This window comes from Oleidesulfovibrio alaskensis DSM 16109, assembly GCF_000482745.1.
GTDB lineage: Bacteria > Desulfobacterota > Desulfovibrionia > Desulfovibrionales > Desulfovibrionaceae > Oleidesulfovibrio > Oleidesulfovibrio alaskensis.
The window spans coordinates 1-16,104 of sequence record NZ_KI519494.1; the positions used below are offsets into that span (position 1 = coordinate 1).

Consider the following 16,104-nt stretch of genomic DNA (forward strand, 5'->3'; position numbering starts at 1 on the left):
CTTCCGTGCAACGCTGCTTTATGGACCAGCTCATTGGGCGGTTTATGTAGGTTCGGCAAGCCATGAGGTGATTCGGGAGAGCAAACACAGCTCGCCGCGCCGGAGCCATTTCTCTGCCGCCCGCCAACGCCGCGCATCGTGGGTGCAGGGAGATCATCTCCCTGCCCGCCGGAGGCAGTTACTGAGCAACCCTAAATACGCCTCCGGCGGGCAAAGGGATTGATTCCCCTTGCATCCCCCGTTGCGCCCGTCCTGCGCCGGTCAGCTCCACTGCTTCGGGCGTACGGCTGCGGCATACGTTGGCCCTTAGGGAGCCTTCCGTGCAACGATGCTTTATGGACCAGCTCATCGGGCGATTATTGATGGGCATTCGGCAAGCCATGACGTAATTTGCAGAGCAAACACAGCCCGCCGCGCCGGAGCCTTTTCTTTGCCGCCTGCCAACGCCGCGCATTGCGGGTGCAGGGAGATCATCTCCCTGCCCGCCGGAGGCAGATATTAAGCAACCCTAAATACGCCTCCGGCGGGCAAGGGGAAAGACTTCCCTTGCATCCCCCGTTGCGCCCGTCCTGCATCGGTCAGCCCGACTGCTTCGGGCGCACGGCTGCGAGGACAGCTTGACGGAAAGCGTATGTCATACTAGAGAAACCGCCACATGCCCGAGTGGTGGAAGTGGTAGACACAAGGGATTTAAAATCCCTCGGCTTACGAGCTGTGCCGGTTCAAGTCCGGCCTCGGGTACCACGCAAGAAAGGCGGCTATGGCTTTTGCTGTAGTCGCCTTTGCTGTTTCACATAGAATTTTGGGGGATTACGCGTGGCTGTGTAGTCGCTGTCCGGCGTTTGGGCATGCAGCTCCGGTGTCGCCGTACGATCAGGCCAAGTGGTATGTGCGGGGCTGCGCCGGATTGAGCGCTTCCCGGGCGATGCTCCGGCATAGTTTTGAGGGGGGCGCGCGCTGGCAGCAGGGATTGTTCTGTGATGATTTTGCCGGAAGCAATGCCCGTGACTTTGCGCAGAACGGTATCTGCTTGTTCCGGTGGAATTTGACCTTGAGTATATAGAGGCGCAGTACGGTATGCCTGCCGGTCGCGGGAAAGTTTGGACAGGCAGTGACGGCAGGAGATGTGTGCGCATGCCCGTGTTGTATCCGGTTGCCATATGACAGTACGGCGGGCCTGCATTCGGGCTGTTTACCTTTGTGCAGGTACAGACAGGTTGTGCCCGATGTAATGCCGTGACTGTCCGCTGGAAGGGAAAAGCCGGTGTTGGTATGCCATGCAGGGCGGCGCGCGGGGAAGCGTTGCCAGTTTCGGGCGGGTGCCGGGTTCAGATGCTGTCAAGCCCGAGCAGAGACACGGCGGCTTCGGACCAGCCTGTGTGCTGCAGCCGGTATACAAGCAGCTCCTGCAGATTTTTATTCACAAAAAGCAGTCTGCCGTGCACATGGCCCGACATACTCCGTACCACAGTATCGCACACGGCATGAAAGACTTCTTCTTCGCATCCGGCAAATACACACTGTACGCGCAGCGCGTCACCTTCCGGTTCATATTGCATATAGTCAGCTCCGTGTGCGGCCAGCGCATCATGCAGCGTACTGCGGAAAGCTTCTTCCAGCGCATACAGTTCGTTGTAGCTCAGTTCCGGGCTGTACGAGAAAAAACCGAACATTTCACAGTCATACTTGGCCATGTGTTCCCTCCTGCAACACTGTTGTCAGCATACGGCAGTCTGACAGGTGGTTGTGTGCGCCATGGCGGCACCTGTCGAGCATACCGTAAAACGAGGCAGGTTTCCACGGCTGTGCCCGGTTCCGCTTCCGGCCCTTCCTTGGTGGTGGCCGATGCTGGCTTGCCGGCGCATGTTCTGGTACACCTTCGCCATGTCGCAGAAAACGCAAACAGACCTGCACAAGGTTTCTCACCGGCGGCGCATGGTTATTCTGGGACTGGACGGACTGTCTTTGTCCATGGCTGTCAAACTGTGCGCCACCGGCCGCTTTCCGCACCTTTCGCGCCTTGCGCTTGCACCGGAGTGCGGCACAGTGCGGGCCGAGCTGCCGGAACTGTCTCCTGTCAACTGGACGTCTTTTTATACCGGCTGCGGGCCGGAAGATCACGGAATTTTCGGATTCACCCGCATCAGTCCAGCCAGCTATCAGATGGCACTTGCGGATTTTTCTCAGGTGGCTGTTCCCACAATTTTTGACCGGTTGGGTGATGCCGGTTATGCAAGCAGACTGGTGAACCTGCCCAACACGTATCCGGTGCGTCCGGTCAAAGGTGCCATGACGGTGGCTGGATTTGTGGCACCGGAACTATCCCGTGCCGTGCATCCGCCTTTTCTTGCGCACCGGCTGCGCGAGGCCGGATACCTGCTGGAGGCGGATACCACCCGCGGTGCTGCTGACCTGCCGTATCTGCTTGCGCAGCTGCGTGCCACACTGCAGTCGCGCAGATACGCTCTGGAGCTTTTGTGGCCGGACCTCGGCTGGGATGTGTTCACCATAGTGCTCACAGAAACAGACCGCCTTTTTCATTTCTTTTACGATGCGGTGACTGAGCCTGACCACCCGCAGCATGAAGCCTGCATGGTTTTGCTGCAGGAGTGGGACGCACTGATCGGCCGCGTGCTGGAACTGTACGACGCCCTGCCTGTTCCGGGGCGCCTGATGGCGCTGGCAGATCACGGGTTCACACGTCTGATCACAGAGGTGGACATTAACGCATGGCTGCGGCAAAACGGGTACCTGTATACACAGCATCATGACGGTGCGACGGCAGAGCTGGACGCCACGGGTATTCTGCCGGAGACCAGAGCGTTTGCGCTGGACCCGGGCCGTATCTATCTGCATACGGCACAGCGGTTCGGCAGGGGCAGGCTGACCCCCGCGCAGGCCGGACAGACCATGCAGGCCGTCACTGAAGGATTGTTGCGGCTCACATACAACGGTCAGCCGGTCATCAAGGCGGTGCACACGGCCGACAGCCTGTACAGCGGTCCCTTGCGTGACAGGGCGCCGGATATTGTCTGCGAACCGCATGACGGCTTTGATCTCAAGGCCAAGTTCGACAGGACGGAAGTTTTCGGCTTTTTCGGCAGAACGGGTACGCACACTGCGGACGGAGCTTTTTTTTACGATTCGATGCACGCGGCACCGCAGATAATGCGTCATACGGGCAGGCTGGTGCTGGAGCATTTCGGTCTGGCCCCTGTCGCACAATCAGGCCGCCCCGCGGCGACGGGGCTTATCCACCCGCCCGGCAACAAGTAACGATACCATATATATGATTGATTATAAAAAAGAACTGAACGCGGCTCAGTACGAAGCCGCCACCACCCTCGAAGGCCCCATGCTGGTCATAGCCGGAGCAGGCAGCGGCAAAACCCGCACAGTGGTGTACCGGCTGGCAAATATGGTGCAGCAGGGCATTGCCGCGTCCAATATTCTTCTGCTTACGTTCACCCGCAAGGCCGCACAGGAAATGCAGCACAGAGCGGCCCAGCTGCTGGGCCAGTCCGCGGGCATGGTGGGCGGAGTGCAGGGAGGTACGTTCCATGCCTTTGCCTATTCCATTCTGCGCATGCACAAACCGCAGGGGTACGAAGGCGATCTGTCCGTCATGGATTCCGCCGATGCCGCCGGTGCGCTGAAACACTGCAAGGATACGCTGGGACTGGGCAAAGGGGACCGGAGTTTTCCCAAAACGCAGACCGTCATGGGGCTGCTGTCCAAAGCGCGCAACAAGGAACTGACGGTGGAGGATGTCCTGCGGCGCGAAGCCTTTCACCTGGCATCCTACGCGGGCGATCTTACGCGCATCAGCGACACCTACAGGGCGTTCAAGCGCAGACATGCGCTTATGGATTATGATGACCTGCTGTTTGAGCTGGAAAGGCTGCTGCAGTCCGATGCCGACCTGCTGGCGTACTACCGCGACCGGTTCAGATATATCATGGTGGACGAATTTCAGGACACCAACCTGGTACAGGCGCGGTTGGTGCGTTTGCTGGGCAGCGGCCACAACAACGTGATGGCTGTGGGCGACGACGCGCAGTCCATCTATGCGTTCCGCGGTGCCAATGTGCAGAATATTCTTGATTTTCCTGACATGTTTCCCGGAACGCGTATCATCAAGCTGGAAGAGAATTACCGTTCGGTACAGCCTGTGCTTGATCTGACCAACGCCATTCTTGACGATGCGCCGCAGGCGTTCCGCAAAAAGCTGTTCACCCGGCGCGAAGGAGGTCCTACCCCTCATGTGCTGCGCCCGCTTTCAGACCTGACTCAGGCGTCCATGGTCACATCAAAAATAACCGAGCTGCTGCGTACATACCCGCCGGATGAAATCGCCGTGCTGTTCCGCGCCGGATACCAGTCCTACCATGTGGAGATGCAGCTGGGAAAGCTGGGCGTCAAGTTCAAGAAGTACGGCGGGGTTCGTTATTCTGACGCCGCTCATGTCAAGGACGTTCTTTCCTACATACGGCTGGTGGTCAACCCGCTGGATCTGCCGGCGTTTCAGCGGATGGCTTCGCTGGTAAAGGGCATAGGGGCAAAAACCTGCCTGAAGCTGTACGATGCGGCCCAGAAAGCGGACAGAAGTGTTTTGAAAAAGGCCTGTGCACGGTTTCCCGACCTGCAGCACGATCTGGACATGCTGGATGCACTGCGGGCAAAGCCGCTTACTCCGGCCGGTCTGACGCAGGCCGTTATTGAACATTACCAGCCGCGGCTCGAAGCCAACTATCCTGACGACTACCCCCGCAGACAGCACGGGCTGGAACAGCTTGTCCAGATTGCGGCATCGTACAACGATGTGGATCTGATGCTTTCGGACCTGTGTCTGGAGGACCCCGCAACGGACAAAGGTGAAGACATCAGCGCGGTCACGTTGTCCACCGTGCATTCCGCCAAGGGGCTGGAATGGTCGGCGGTGCTGCTCATTGATCTGGTGGAAGACCGTTTTCCCTCGCGCCATGCCCTGAACAAGGCAGAGGACTTTGAGGAAGAGCGGCGGCTTATGTATGTGGCGTGCACGCGGGCCCGTGATTATCTGGCGCTGTTTGTGCCTGCCACCATCTACGACCGCAGCGGAGGCGGCAATACACCGGCCAATCCCAGCCCCTTTGTGCGTGACCTGCCCGCCCATCTTTATGAAGACTGGCGCGAAAACTTTACCGGCACGCTTACCCGCAGGCAGGATGCCCGTCCGGTTACTGTTTCTGCCGCGCGCACGTCCGGCCCTGCGTCCGGCGGTGGCCGGCAGGCGGAACAGGGCGGCGGCGCGCTGGGCAACGGCGGCAGACCGGCTTCGGGGTATTGCACGCACAAGATTTTCGGCAGGGGCAAAATTATTCAGCATGTGCCGCCCGACAAGTACCGCGTCAATTTTCCGGGATTCGGTCTCAAGGTCATTATGGCCCAGTATCTTACTCTGGAATGATAACGGCCCGCTGCCGCGGCCGCCGCAAAATTCACCGGAACCCACACGGATGCGCATATGAGCACCATGACTTCCGAAGATGCGTTTCTTGCCTGTATTGACAGGCACTTCTGTAACGAGCACCCGCATATGCTGCGGGGCAGAGGCGATGATTGCTGCGAACTGGCATGTCCGCCGCGTATGACGCTGAGTACAGACCTGTTCATGCAGGACACCCATTTCCGGCTGAGCTATTTTTCCGCAGCGGACATAGGGCACAAGGCGCTGGCTGTGAATATCAGCGATATTGCCGCCGCGGGCGCCCGGCCGCTGGGATTCAGCATGGGGCTTATGGTGCCGGAAAAGCAGCCGGGGCCGCACCGGCTTACCGGGGCGTTCTGGGACAGCTTGTTTGACGGCATGGCGCAGCTGGCCCGCAGTCACGGCATGGCACTGACCGGAGGCGACCTGACCCGTGCGGGTACGTTCGGCCTGTGTGTGACGGTGTGGGGCGGCCCCTGCGGCGATGCGCCTTTTTTGCGGCGCACAGGGTGCAGACCCGGCGATGCCGTTTTTCTGGCGGGCGAAGCCGGACTGGCCCGCACCGGCCTGATGGCGCTGGAAGCCATGGGGGCGGAGGCTGCCGGCGAGTATCCGCATGCTGTGGCGGCTCATCTGAGGCCGGTGCCGCTGGTGCGCAGCGGGCAGCGTCTTGCTGCTTTGCAGGGGGCACGGCCGCAGTCACGCATCACGTTGATGGATCTTTCCGACGGACTGGCCCGTGACCTGCCGCGTCTTTTTGCTGCCGGTGAAGGCACCTGCGGTGCCTCGCTGGTTCTGCCCGATGCTTCACTGCATCCAGATGTGCGCCGCTGGGCCGCAGAGCAGGGTACTGATGCCGCCGTGCATGCGTTCTGCGGCGGAGAAGATTATGCACTGCTGGGCACCTGTGCGCCCGAAGCCGTGGCCGATGTCATTGAGGCCGCGGCATGCGACGGGGAGCCCGTGCGGGTGCTGGGCACGGTACACGGCGAGCCGGTTGTCATGCTGAACGGCGTACCGGTTACCGGCGGCGGGTTTGATCATTTTTCCGGTTAAGATGCGTCATACAGGAGGCTTGCCCCATGACGGCAGAACTGCGCTTTATAGGTGTTGTCCGTTCTTCTCTTAAAGATATCGGCGATTGCCCCAAACAGGGGGATGAAGGCGGCGTGGAGGCATGGGTGGACATCCATGAAGAGTACCGCGCCGGACTTGATTCGCTGCGGGCGGGGCAGGGGCTGACGCTGCTCACATGGCTGCACGAGGCCGACAGGTCGGTTCTTTCCGTTCATCCGAGAGGCGATACCGGTCGTCCGCGGCGCGGGGTGTTCAATACCCGTTCGCCTGCACGGCCCAACCCTGTGGGGCTGCACGAGGTACGCCTGACGGCAGTGGAAGACGGCAGGCTGAAAGTCGCCCCGCTGGAAGCGCTGGACGGTACGCCTGTCATTGATATCAAAACAAGTTTTGACCAGCGCAGCGGTACTGGCGGCGCAGCGTCGCATGCCGCGCCGCAGGGGGCAGCCGCCGTGCTGCGGCATGCCTGCCGTACCGCGTGGGAGCGCGGACTGCTTTCCGGTTTTAACGGCAACATCAGTCTGCGCATTGACAGCGACACCTGTCTTGTGACCTGTACCGGCTCTGTAAAGGGCGATCTGCATGCCGAAGATACGGCGCTGGTACGTATAGATTCCGGCGAACGGCTGGCGGGAGGCGTACCTTCTTCGGAGACGGCCATGCATCTGGCCATCTACCGCAGCCAGCCGCAGGCGCAGGCGGTGGTGCACACGCATCCGCCCTGCCTGCTGGCGCTGGGCATCCGCGTGGCAGCGGACGAACTGCTGCGTATTCCGGTGTACGAGTCGGACCTGATACGCAGGCGCATGACATCCGTTCCCGCGCATGCACCGGGCTCTCAGGAACTGGCACAGGCAGCGGGTGAGGCTGCGCGGACGCACGAAGCGGTGTACATGGAGCGGCACGGACTGGTGTGCTGGGCCGGTACCGTGCGTCAGGCGCTGGCGCTGAGTGAAGAAATAGAGCATCTTGCCGGAATGCACCTGCATGCGTCAGGCATATAGTGCGTTGCTGCGGGTTGCACATTGTATACAAAAACGGTATTTCGGGCGATTCAGAGCCAGAGATTCTGAACCTGCTCCGGCCGCGTGGTGTACGCGGCCGCACCTTCTGTGTCCGGACACGCGCCGCGGAAATCCGCCATGCGCATAACCAAGAGGATCACATGGAATGACCGCAGACCTTCCCGATTTTGTTCCCGACTTTGAAAAAACGGGCGGCCTTGTTCCCGCCATCGCACAGGACGCCGTAAGCGGCGAAGTGCTGATGATGGCATGGATGAACGAGGAAGCATGGCACCGGACGCTTACCACCGGTGAAGCCCATTACTTCAGCCGCAGCCGTGGTTCGCTGTGGCATAAAGGCGGAACTTCGGGACATACCCAGCATATCAGGGCCGTGCGTCTTGACTGCGACAGCGACACCATTCTGCTGCTCGTGGACCAGATAGGCGGCGCGGCCTGCCATAAAGGGTACAAAAGCTGTTTTTTCCGTGAACTGAAGGATGGCGAGATTTCCGTATGCTCGCCCTTGGTGTTCGACCCTGAAGAGGTATATAAATAATGTCTGCAGATACACATATCATCAAGCTCGGCCTGCCCAAAGGCTCTCTGGAACAGTCCACCATCAATCTGTTTGCCAAATCCGGCTGGAAGATACGCCAGCATCACAGAAACTACTTTCCCGAAATCAACGACCCCGAGATCACGGCGCGTCTGTGCCGTGTGCAGGAGATTCCCGGATATATCGAGGAAGGCATTCTTGACGTGGGGCTGACCGGCAAGGACTGGCTGCTGGAACAGGGCTCGGACGTCGTGGTGGTTTCGGATCTTGTCTACTCTAAAACGTCCAACCGCCCCGCAAGCTGGGTGCTGGCCGTGGCAGGAGATGCTCCGTACCAGCGCCCCGAGGATCTGGCAGGCAAACGTATTGCCACCGAACTGCTGGGCGTGACCAGACGCTATTTTGAAGATGCGGGTATCCCCGTCAATGTGTTTTATTCATGGGGAGCCACAGAGGCCAAGGTTGTCGAAGGGCTTGCCGACGCCATTGTGGAGGTGACCGAGACAGGCACCACCATAAAAGCGCACGGGTTGCGGGTTATTGCTGAAGTGCTGCTGACGAACACTGTGCTTATTGCCAACCGGCAGGCATGGGAAGACCCGGCCAAGCGGCAGAAAATCGAACAGCTGGACCTGCTGCTGCAGGGCGCATTGCGGGCCGAATCGCTGGTGGGGCTTAAGATGAACGTGCCCACGGGCAAACTTGATGCAGTGCTGGACAAGCTGCCCAGCCTCAATTCACCTACGGTGGCCAGCCTGCGCGACGGCAAATGGGTGGCGGTTGAAATCGTGGTGGATGAAGGCGTGGTGCGCGACCTGATTCCCGAGCTGAAAGACGCAGGGGCAGAAGGCATCATCGAATACGCCCTGAATAAAGTCATCTGACGCATGGCGCAGCCGTGCCTGCGGCGTTTGCGGCCTTCCGGCCGGAGCCGCAGTTCTTTGCTATATGCCGGAGGCTGCCCCATGTCACAGGGGCAGCCTTTTTTCGTTCAGCAACCGTCTACCGCACAGGCCCGGCCGCGCCGGTCTGTTTTCAGGAACCCCTATGACAACTCCGCGTATTCCACGGCAGCTTTACGGCATCATCGGATATCCTCTGGGCCATTCCATGAGCCCCTTGCTGCATAATTGGGGCTTTGAACTGCTGGGCGAGCAGGCCGCCTATATGGCTTTTCCCGTGGCGTCTGAAAAACTGGCGGAATTCATCTGCTGTGCACGTATGCTTCCTGTATCCGGGCTCAGTGTGACCATACCGCATAAGCAGGCGGTCATGCCGCTGCTGGACGCGGTGACCCCTCGTGCGCAGGCTGCCGGCGCGGTGAACACGCTTTTTTATGATGATGGAAAACTGACCGGCGATAATACGGATGTGTACGGCTTTCTGCATCCGCTGGATTTGTGCGGTACGGCGCATGCTGCCGCGCTGGTGCTGGGAGCCGGCGGGGCGGCCAATGCCGTGCTGGCCGCGCTGACTGCGCGGGGCATGTGCAATGTGACAGTGACCAACCGCAACGGCGACCGCGCCCGTATTCTGGCAGAGCGTTTCGGGGTGCGCTGTGTGGCGTGGGAGGAACGCCATGCCGTGGATGCGGATCTTGTGGTAAACACCACACCGCTGGGCATGGCCGGAGACCGGCAGGCGCAGACGCCGCTTGATCCGGCATTTTTCAGCTCCCGGCCCGCGGGGCTGGCCTATGATCTTATATACAATCCTGCACAGACGTTTTTTCTGGCATCGGCACAGGCGGCAGGCTGGCGGGTGTTGAACGGGCTGGACATGTTTGTCGCACAGGGGGCGGAACAATTCCGCATCTGGCGCGGTCGTGAGCTGCCCTTTGCGCAGGCACGCGCGCTTATCGCAGACGCGCTGGCTTCAGGCTGCTGATTGTACCGGTTTTTGCCGCGTACGCGGAGCGCAACGGAGCGGTATGTGCGCCCCGCCGTCGCGTGGAGGCGGGGCGCACGGGGTATTACGGGTACTGTGATTTTTTCAGTATGTAGTGGGGGGCAAGGACTCCCTGCACCCTGTTGCCTTCGCGGTCCAGCAGAAAAAGCTGATTTTCGCCAACAAAGAACATCTGGTGATCCGCGGCGGCATCCAGTTCCACACGGAAGCCGTCAACCCAGCGGAAGGTGCCTTCTATCATGGTGCCGGGGTCTTCTTCTTCCTGATATTGCTGCCACCATGAATAGGTTCCGTTTGCTGCCAGTGTTACGCGCATTTCGATGCCGGGGCAGCTGGCACAGGGGATGACCCCCGCGTAAATTCCTTCCCAGTCCAGCGCGGTGCGGGCTGTATGTCCGGCGTCGGCATAGCCGGAACTTTCTGTCCGGTGTCCTTCCGGCTGCGCGGCTGCGCAGCCTCCCAGCAGAACCACCAGCAATGTCAGGCAGAGCAAGGGTATTCTGTTCATCGTATCAATCCGTAGTTATCTGGTTATGGCGGAGCCGCACGCCTGTTGTACCAGACCGGCAAGCAGCCGGTCTACGGCATCAATGGCTTGGGCGATGGCCGTAGTATCCTGAGCATTCGGGGCATTCGGGGTGTGCGGGGCTGCATGACCGGCGGAAAGCCCGTGGCGTGCCGCAGTGACGGAAAACGGCGTGTAGACTATTTCACAGCCGGAACGCGTCTCGCGCACAAGAACCTTCAGCGGCAGTTCCAGCGCCAGTGTGGGGGCCTGATTCATAAGCGGTGTGCCCGCAGCAGGGTTGCCGAACACCACTACTTTTGTCTCCGGCATGGTCAGACCGGCGTCTTCCGCGTTCTGTTTGTGGTCAAACACGGCAAAGACGCTCATGTTACTGTCGCTGAGGGCGCTCAGAAACGCTTTCCAGACGGCAAGAGTGTCTGCGCTGCACGGAATCTGCACAATCTCTCTGGTGTCCATGGTTGTTTTTCCTCGCGTTGCCGTTGGTATACCGGCATTTGCAGGTTGCGGGCCCCCCGCTGTACAGAGCGACCTTTATCCACGTTGCTGCAATATACCCCCCCGTTATAAAAAAAGAAACATGTAAAGCAGTTTTTACGGCACTGCCGTACCCGCATGCTGCATACGCCGCCGGTGCGGGTACAGGTAATAATTTTACAGTATGACCCTGCATACAAAACAGGCCGGAGGGCAAACGTCCTCCGGCCTGTTATCTGCTGTGTGGCGCGGTTATGATTTTTTCAGATTTTCCACGATAACCTGCAGCTCGCCGGACATTTTGGCAAGCTCTTCCAGAGCCGCAGTGGATTCGGCCATGCTCTGCGTCGTTTCTGCAGTAATGTGCGCCACCTCGTCCACAGCCTGATTTATCTGTTCCGACGCTGCGGACTGTTCTTCCGCCGCTGTGGCGATGGACTGCACCTGCGTGGCGTTGGCCTCGGCATAGGCGAGAATCCGCTTGATGGCTTCGCCGGATTCTCCGGCCAGTGTTGCGGCGTCTTCCACTGCATCCGAAGCGGATTCCATGGAGCGGATACTTTTTCTGGAAGAGTTCTGGATGGCGTGAATCTTGTCACCCACCTCTTTGGTGGCCCCGATGGTTTTTTCGGCCAGTTTGCGGACTTCATCGGCCACCACGGCAAAGCCTCTTCCGGCGTCGCCCGCGCGGGCGGCTTCTATGGCGGCATTAAGCGCCAGCAGGTTTGTCTGGTCGGCTATGTCGTTTATGACGTCCATTATCATGCCGATGCCGTCAGCCTGTGCCCCAAGCTCTGTCAGGTCCGTGGTCATCACCTGCGTTTCCTTGTGCAGAAAGTTGACCGCTGCGGCCACTTTGTCCACCAGTTCGGCGCTGCGTCCGGCTTCGCGGTGGGCGGCGGAAGCATTGGAGGCAGCCTCTCCGGAATTGCGTGCAACCTCCATGACCGATGCGTTCATCTGCTCCATGGCGGCTGCGGTTTCTGTCATGCGCGCCTTCTGGATATCTGAAGCACTGCTGATCTGGCGCGCCTGTGCTGACAGTTCTTCCGTGTTGGTGGCAATGCGTTTTACCACTCCCTCTATCTGCGATGTGGCCTGCAGAATACCGCGCCTTGTGGCCTGCAGGGCTTCCCTGCGGGCTTCTTCGGCCTGTTCGGTAGCTTTGCGGGCGCGTTCTGCCTCCTGCGTGGCGGCGCGCTCTTTCTGTTCCGTTTCGGTTATCATTTCTTTCAGCCGTGCCACCATGGTGCGCAGTGCCTCGGCAAGAACACCCACTTCGTCGCTGCGGTTGATGTCCAGCGTTTCATCCAGCCTGCCTTCTGAAACAGCGGCGGCAAATGCCACGCCCCTGCCAAGCGGACGGAATATGAGAAATGAAGCCAGCAGGTTGACCATAAGCACAGAAAGAAGCAGTGCCGTTACCGCCATGCCTATGGTGAGGTACAGATTTTCTTTTGAGTCTTTTTCAATGGCCGCAGTGCTTTCAAAGGCCAGCACTTTCCAGTTGAGACTGTCTATGTAGTACAGGCTTCCTTCATACGTCTGGCCGCCATGCGTGAACGACAGCCGGCTGGTTCCGGTGGTGCCCTGATATCTCTTCAGGTCGGGAATGACATCCCACAGACTTTTGCCGATGTCCTTTTCGTCGGGAGCCGCCATGATGAAGCCGTCGCGCCTTATGAGCAGGACATTTTTAAAATCCAGCACCTGCCGGGTGAAGCTTGTGATTTCATTCATGGCCAGATTGGCGCACAGCGTGCCGGCCACTGCCCCGTCTTTTGTTATGGGAACACCGGCGGCCATGACCAGTTCGCCGATGGAGGATGTGTAGGGCGTTGTGATGATTCTTTTTTCACCGTTGAAAATTCTTACATACCATTCGCGGCCCAGATCTTTTGCGTTGAAGTTGCGTATCTGCCCCTTGGCCGTGTAGGTCAGCCCGTCGCGCAGGCCGTAATAAGCTTCGCTCACGTTTGTCTGCAGCATCAGGGCGTGCAGCACTGAAAGCCTGTACTCCATGTCATCGGGGGTATGAGGGCTTAACACCGGCGCAAGCATTCTCGCTGCAAGCTCCAGCGCGTTGAAGTATGTATCGGTTTTTTCCGAAACAGCTTTGCCCACGGCCGTGGCCACTGTTTCCAGCTTGATATGCTGGGCTTTGTTCGATGATTCGCTGAAGCGCTGGTATGAAACTGCGGCCATTGCGATGATGACCAGTGCGAAAAAAGATAACACACTCAGTACAATTTTATTTTTTGCACTTAACGCCATGTCTGCCCCTGATGATTGCCGCAGGCACAGTGCGCCGGCGGGGGACAGGCGCTGCAACAGGCGCCTGCATATCTTTCATATAGTATGTGTGGAATGGAGAGCCTTTCACAGGCCCAGCGTTTGCTGTGTGCTGCCGTCCAAAGGTTTGCAGCAGGCGCTTTCCAAGCATGAAGCATGCCACTATATATAAGATATCAAGGAACTGTACTGTGTATTTATTGCGTATGATGCGTACTGTTATATTATGTATGCAATGGTATGAGCTCGAGCGGAATGTGTGGATATGTATTCATGGTTTGTGTGTTCCATAAAAGAAACATGACAGGTGCTTCATATGATTCAATTTGCATGCTATTGATTTTTGTGTGTCATTATTGAAACGCTAGTTCCATAATTGAAACGCAGGAGCAGATTTTTCTGTATCGTTGTTCTAATTGGCAGGATGTATGAATTTGCCATATTGCTATATTGTTTGTATTTTTTATGATGCAATGTGATTTTTATGGCAGTAGGAATATTTTTTTGAAAACTTGATGCTCGTTAATTCGATGCTGTATCGCTTCTGTGTGTATATTTTTGTTTTTGTCCTATATGTATTTTTTATTAAATATCCTGTTTTGCATTTGCGATATAGTGATTGAACTTTTTAATTGCGTACCGCTGTATTTGTTTTTGTGTGTATTCGTGCTCTGCAATTTGATGCTTTTAGCTGCTGTTGCAAATACTTTGCAAAAAAAGTAAGAAAAACGCCGCAATCACTCCGGTTGCCAAGGGGATTTTCAGCTCAGGGAGGGGGGCTTGCGCTACAGAGCGGATATCGACGGTCTGCGGGCCGTGGCTGTGGCTGCTGTTCTTTTGTATCATTTTGAGGTGGGGGCGTTGGCCGGGGGATTTCTGGGGGTGGATGTTTTTTTTGTGATCTCCGGATTTCTGATTACCGGCATTATCCTGCCCGCCGTGCAGAACAACACTTTCACCTTTTCCGGTTTTTACAAAAAGCGCGTGCTGCGTATTTTTCCTTTGTTTGCCGTGGTGCTGGCGTGCTGTTTTGCTGCCGGCATGCTTATTCTCAGCCTCAAGGAATTCCGGCAGTTTTCGCAGGATGCGGCGTATGCAGCGCTGGGCGTTTCCAATATCCATTTTTTTCTGCACACCGGTTATTTTGACTTGGCAGCAAAAGCGAAGCCGCTGCTGCATACCTGGTCGCTGGGTGTGGAAGAACAATTCTACTTCTGTCTGCCCGTGCTGCTTGTCATGCTGCGTGCGCGCAGCGTCCGCTTCCGGGCTGCGGTTCTGGGGGGGCTTGCGGCCTGCTCGCTGACCGCCATGCTCGTCACGGGACGTACAGCGCCGGACGCGGCGTTCTATCTGCTGCCGTTCAGAGCGTGGGAGCTGCTGGCAGGGGCCTTGCTGGCACTGCATACGGGGGCGGTTCATGCAGGACGCGGCAGCTTGGCGCTGCGTCAGGCCGTTTCGCTGGGCGGGGCGGCGCTCATAGGCTCCGGCATGGTGTACGCCACCCCCGCCATGCATCCCGGCTGGGTGACGCTGCTGCCTGTGGCGGGCACATGTGCTGTCATCTGGGGAGCACATGACAGCCGCACGCTGGTGAACAGACTTCTGTCGCTTTCTGCCATGCGGTTTACTGGCCGTATTTCCTATTCACTGTATCTGTGGCACTGGCCTGTGCTTGTTTTCGGTGTGATGCTGGGAGGGCCGCTCACACCGCAGCGTACGGCGGTCATGCTGATGTTCTGCGTGGTGCTTTCGTGGCTTTCATGGCGTTATGTGGAGCAGCCGGCACGACACAGCGAGCGCCTGCTGTCCGGCTGGCGTCCGGTACAGGTGTTTGTTCCCGTGTTGCTGCTGCTGGTGGCCGCGGGCATAACCGGCTTTGCCACCAAGGGGCTGCCGCAGCGGCTCACAGCACAGGGACGGCAGATGGAAACGCTGCGGGCATTTAAAAATACCGATGTGCAGCCGGAAAAACTGACTGTTGCCGCCATGACGCCGCTGGGCGGAGGCAGCGGACACCCGGACTTTATCGTGTGGGGTGACAGCCATGCGGAGCACCTGTATCCGCTGTTTGTCCGTCTGGCACAGCGGTACGGTCTGCACGGGCTGATGGCCACCCATTCCAACACCATACCCTCGCTGAATGTGCAGCTGGGCGAACAGTACGACGCCGCAGTGCAGTTTAACAGAAAAATGCTGGAGGTGGTGCGCGCCACGGGTGTGCGCCATGTGATTCTGGCTGCCCGCTGGCAGGGCTATCTTGCAGCGCGCATGTTGCAGGACGGCAGCCCCGTGCCGCCGGACAGAACCGCCGGTGCGGTGTTTGCCTCGGTCGGGCAGCTGACGGCAGACCTGCGCGCCATGGGCTGTACCGTGTGGCTGGTGGAGGATGTGCCCGGCCACGCCTTTTCTGCGCTGGATGAATTGCAGAGGCCGCTGCGGCCCAGCAATGCCGGTGAATTTGAGTCAACCGCAGCCGCTGCAGCCGATAAAGGGCGTGCCGTTGTCGAGCGGTTTCTCGATGGGCAGGCGGCAGCGGGAGTGCAGGTTGTCCGCACACGCGCTCTCTTTCTGTCCGGTGACCGCTATCTGGCTGTACGCGGCGGTGTGCCGCTGTACAGGGATACAAATCACCTGAGCGCCCCCGGTGCCCTGCTGCTTGAAGGAGCGCTGTGGCCTGCGCTGGCACAGATAGGGACCGACCGTGTTGTGGCGCACCGCACGGCACCTGTCCTTGCCCCGCAGAACTCCCGCCCGTGATGTAGTGTGTTTATTCTTGCTCTGAGGCGCATAT

At 58.6% G+C, this 16,104-nt stretch carries 12 protein-coding genes and 1 tRNA gene; 9 read left to right on the forward strand and 4 right to left on the reverse strand.

Going from position 1 to position 16,104, the window contains the following annotated elements; genetic code table 11:
* Nucleotides 1-657: 657 nt before the first annotated feature.
* Nucleotides 658-744 (forward strand) — tRNA-Leu (locus H586_RS0111900).
* A gap of 584 nt (nt 745-1,328) precedes the next feature.
* On the opposite strand, the gene H586_RS19145 is transcribed toward H586_RS0111900, so the two are convergent.
* Nucleotides 1,329-1,694, reverse strand: a complete 366-nt coding sequence (locus tag H586_RS19145; protein WP_011369254.1) for a hypothetical protein — start codon at nt 1,692-1,694, stop codon at nt 1,329-1,331.
* Nucleotides 1,695-1,884: 190 nt separating this feature from the next.
* Here H586_RS19145 and H586_RS0111910 point away from each other — a divergent pair, with 190 nt between their 5' ends.
* The 7 genes from H586_RS0111910 to aroE all read left to right on the forward strand — a co-directional run bounded on the left by H586_RS0111910 (nt 1,885) and on the right by aroE (nt 9,997).
* Nucleotides 1,885-3,276 carry an alkaline phosphatase family protein gene (locus H586_RS0111910; protein WP_051364058.1) on the forward strand — a complete coding sequence of 464 codons (1,392 nt, stop codon included), beginning with the start codon at nt 1,885-1,887 and terminating at the stop codon, nt 3,274-3,276.
* Nucleotides 3,277-3,289: 13 nt separating this feature from the next.
* Entirely contained in the window at nt 3,290-5,449 is a 2,160-nt protein-coding gene (locus H586_RS0111915; protein WP_011369252.1) for an ATP-dependent helicase, read from the forward strand.
* Nucleotides 5,450-5,506: 57 nt separating this feature from the next.
* Nucleotides 5,507-6,526: a thiamine-phosphate kinase gene (locus H586_RS0111920; protein ID WP_027182153.1), complete on the forward strand. Its 1,020-nt coding sequence runs from the start codon at nt 5,507-5,509 to the stop codon at nt 6,524-6,526.
* A gap of 26 nt (nt 6,527-6,552) precedes the next feature.
* On the forward strand, nt 6,553-7,551 hold the full coding sequence (gene tsaA, locus H586_RS0111925) for a tRNA (N6-threonylcarbamoyladenosine(37)-N6)-methyltransferase TrmO (protein WP_011369250.1): 999 nt from the start codon (nt 6,553-6,555) through the stop codon (nt 7,549-7,551).
* 166 nt (nt 7,552-7,717) lie between these two features.
* The gene (gene hisI / locus H586_RS0111935; RefSeq protein ID WP_011369249.1) at nt 7,718-8,110 is read left to right on the forward strand and encodes a phosphoribosyl-AMP cyclohydrolase; all 393 of its coding nucleotides are present in this window, start codon (nt 7,718-7,720) and stop codon (nt 8,108-8,110) included.
* Nucleotides 8,110-8,994, forward strand: coding sequence for an ATP phosphoribosyltransferase (gene hisG, locus H586_RS0111940; protein WP_011369248.1), 885 nt, complete (start codon nt 8,110-8,112; stop codon nt 8,992-8,994). The genes hisI and hisG overlap by 1 nt, the downstream gene beginning before the upstream one ends.
* Before the next feature lie 163 nt (nt 8,995-9,157).
* The gene (aroE, locus tag H586_RS0111945; protein ID WP_027182154.1) at nt 9,158-9,997 is read left to right on the forward strand and encodes a shikimate dehydrogenase; all 840 of its coding nucleotides are present in this window, start codon (nt 9,158-9,160) and stop codon (nt 9,995-9,997) included.
* Between the two features lie 85 nt (nt 9,998-10,082).
* Here aroE and H586_RS0111950 read toward each other — a convergent pair whose 3' ends face one another.
* The 3 genes from H586_RS0111950 to H586_RS20190 form a co-directional block, all read right to left on the reverse strand.
* A complete protein-coding gene (locus tag H586_RS0111950) occupies nt 10,083-10,526 on the reverse strand; it encodes a copper resistance protein NlpE (protein WP_027182155.1) in 444 nt (147 codons plus the stop codon).
* A gap of 15 nt (nt 10,527-10,541) precedes the next feature.
* Complete coding sequence (locus H586_RS19150; protein WP_051364006.1) at nt 10,542-11,003, reverse strand: DUF302 domain-containing protein; 462 nt, start codon at nt 11,001-11,003, stop codon at nt 10,542-10,544.
* Nucleotides 11,004-11,273: 270 nt separating this feature from the next.
* Complete coding sequence (locus H586_RS20190) at nt 11,274-13,295, reverse strand: methyl-accepting chemotaxis protein (RefSeq protein ID WP_011369244.1); 2,022 nt, start codon at nt 13,293-13,295, stop codon at nt 11,274-11,276.
* Nucleotides 13,296-14,093: 798 nt separating this feature from the next.
* On the opposite strand from H586_RS20190, the gene H586_RS0111965 reads away from it, so the two are divergent.
* Nucleotides 14,094-16,070 carry an acyltransferase family protein gene (locus tag H586_RS0111965; protein WP_027182156.1) on the forward strand — a complete coding sequence of 659 codons (1,977 nt, stop codon included), beginning with the start codon at nt 14,094-14,096 and terminating at the stop codon, nt 16,068-16,070.
* Nucleotides 16,071-16,104: the final 34 nt, after the last annotated feature.

Bases quoted from the DNA above. Each gene is read 5' to 3' on its own strand.
- H586_RS0111950 (WP_027182155.1), bottom strand. From the start codon at position 10,526: ATGAACAGAATACCCTTGCTCTGCCTGACATTGCTGGTGGTTCTGCTG.
- H586_RS0111915 (WP_011369252.1), top strand. From the start codon at position 3,290: ATGATTGATTATAAAAAAGAACTGAACGCGGCTCAGTACGAAGCCGCC.
- H586_RS19145 (WP_011369254.1), bottom strand. From the start codon at position 1,694: ATGGCCAAGTATGACTGTGAAATGTTCGGTTTTTTCTCGTACAGCCCG.
- H586_RS0111920 (WP_027182153.1), top strand. From the start codon at position 5,507: ATGAGCACCATGACTTCCGAAGATGCGTTTCTTGCCTGTATTGACAGG.
- tsaA (WP_011369250.1), top strand. From the start codon at position 6,553: ATGACGGCAGAACTGCGCTTTATAGGTGTTGTCCGTTCTTCTCTTAAA.
- H586_RS20190 (WP_011369244.1), bottom strand. From the start codon at position 13,295: ATGGCGTTAAGTGCAAAAAATAAAATTGTACTGAGTGTGTTATCTTTT.
- hisI (WP_011369249.1), top strand. From the start codon at position 7,718: ATGACCGCAGACCTTCCCGATTTTGTTCCCGACTTTGAAAAAACGGGC.
- H586_RS19150 (WP_051364006.1), bottom strand. From the start codon at position 11,003: ATGGACACCAGAGAGATTGTGCAGATTCCGTGCAGCGCAGACACTCTT.
- aroE (WP_027182154.1), top strand. From the start codon at position 9,158: ATGACAACTCCGCGTATTCCACGGCAGCTTTACGGCATCATCGGATAT.
- H586_RS0111910 (WP_051364058.1), top strand. From the start codon at position 1,885: ATGTCGCAGAAAACGCAAACAGACCTGCACAAGGTTTCTCACCGGCGG.
- hisG (WP_011369248.1), top strand. From the start codon at position 8,110: ATGTCTGCAGATACACATATCATCAAGCTCGGCCTGCCCAAAGGCTCT.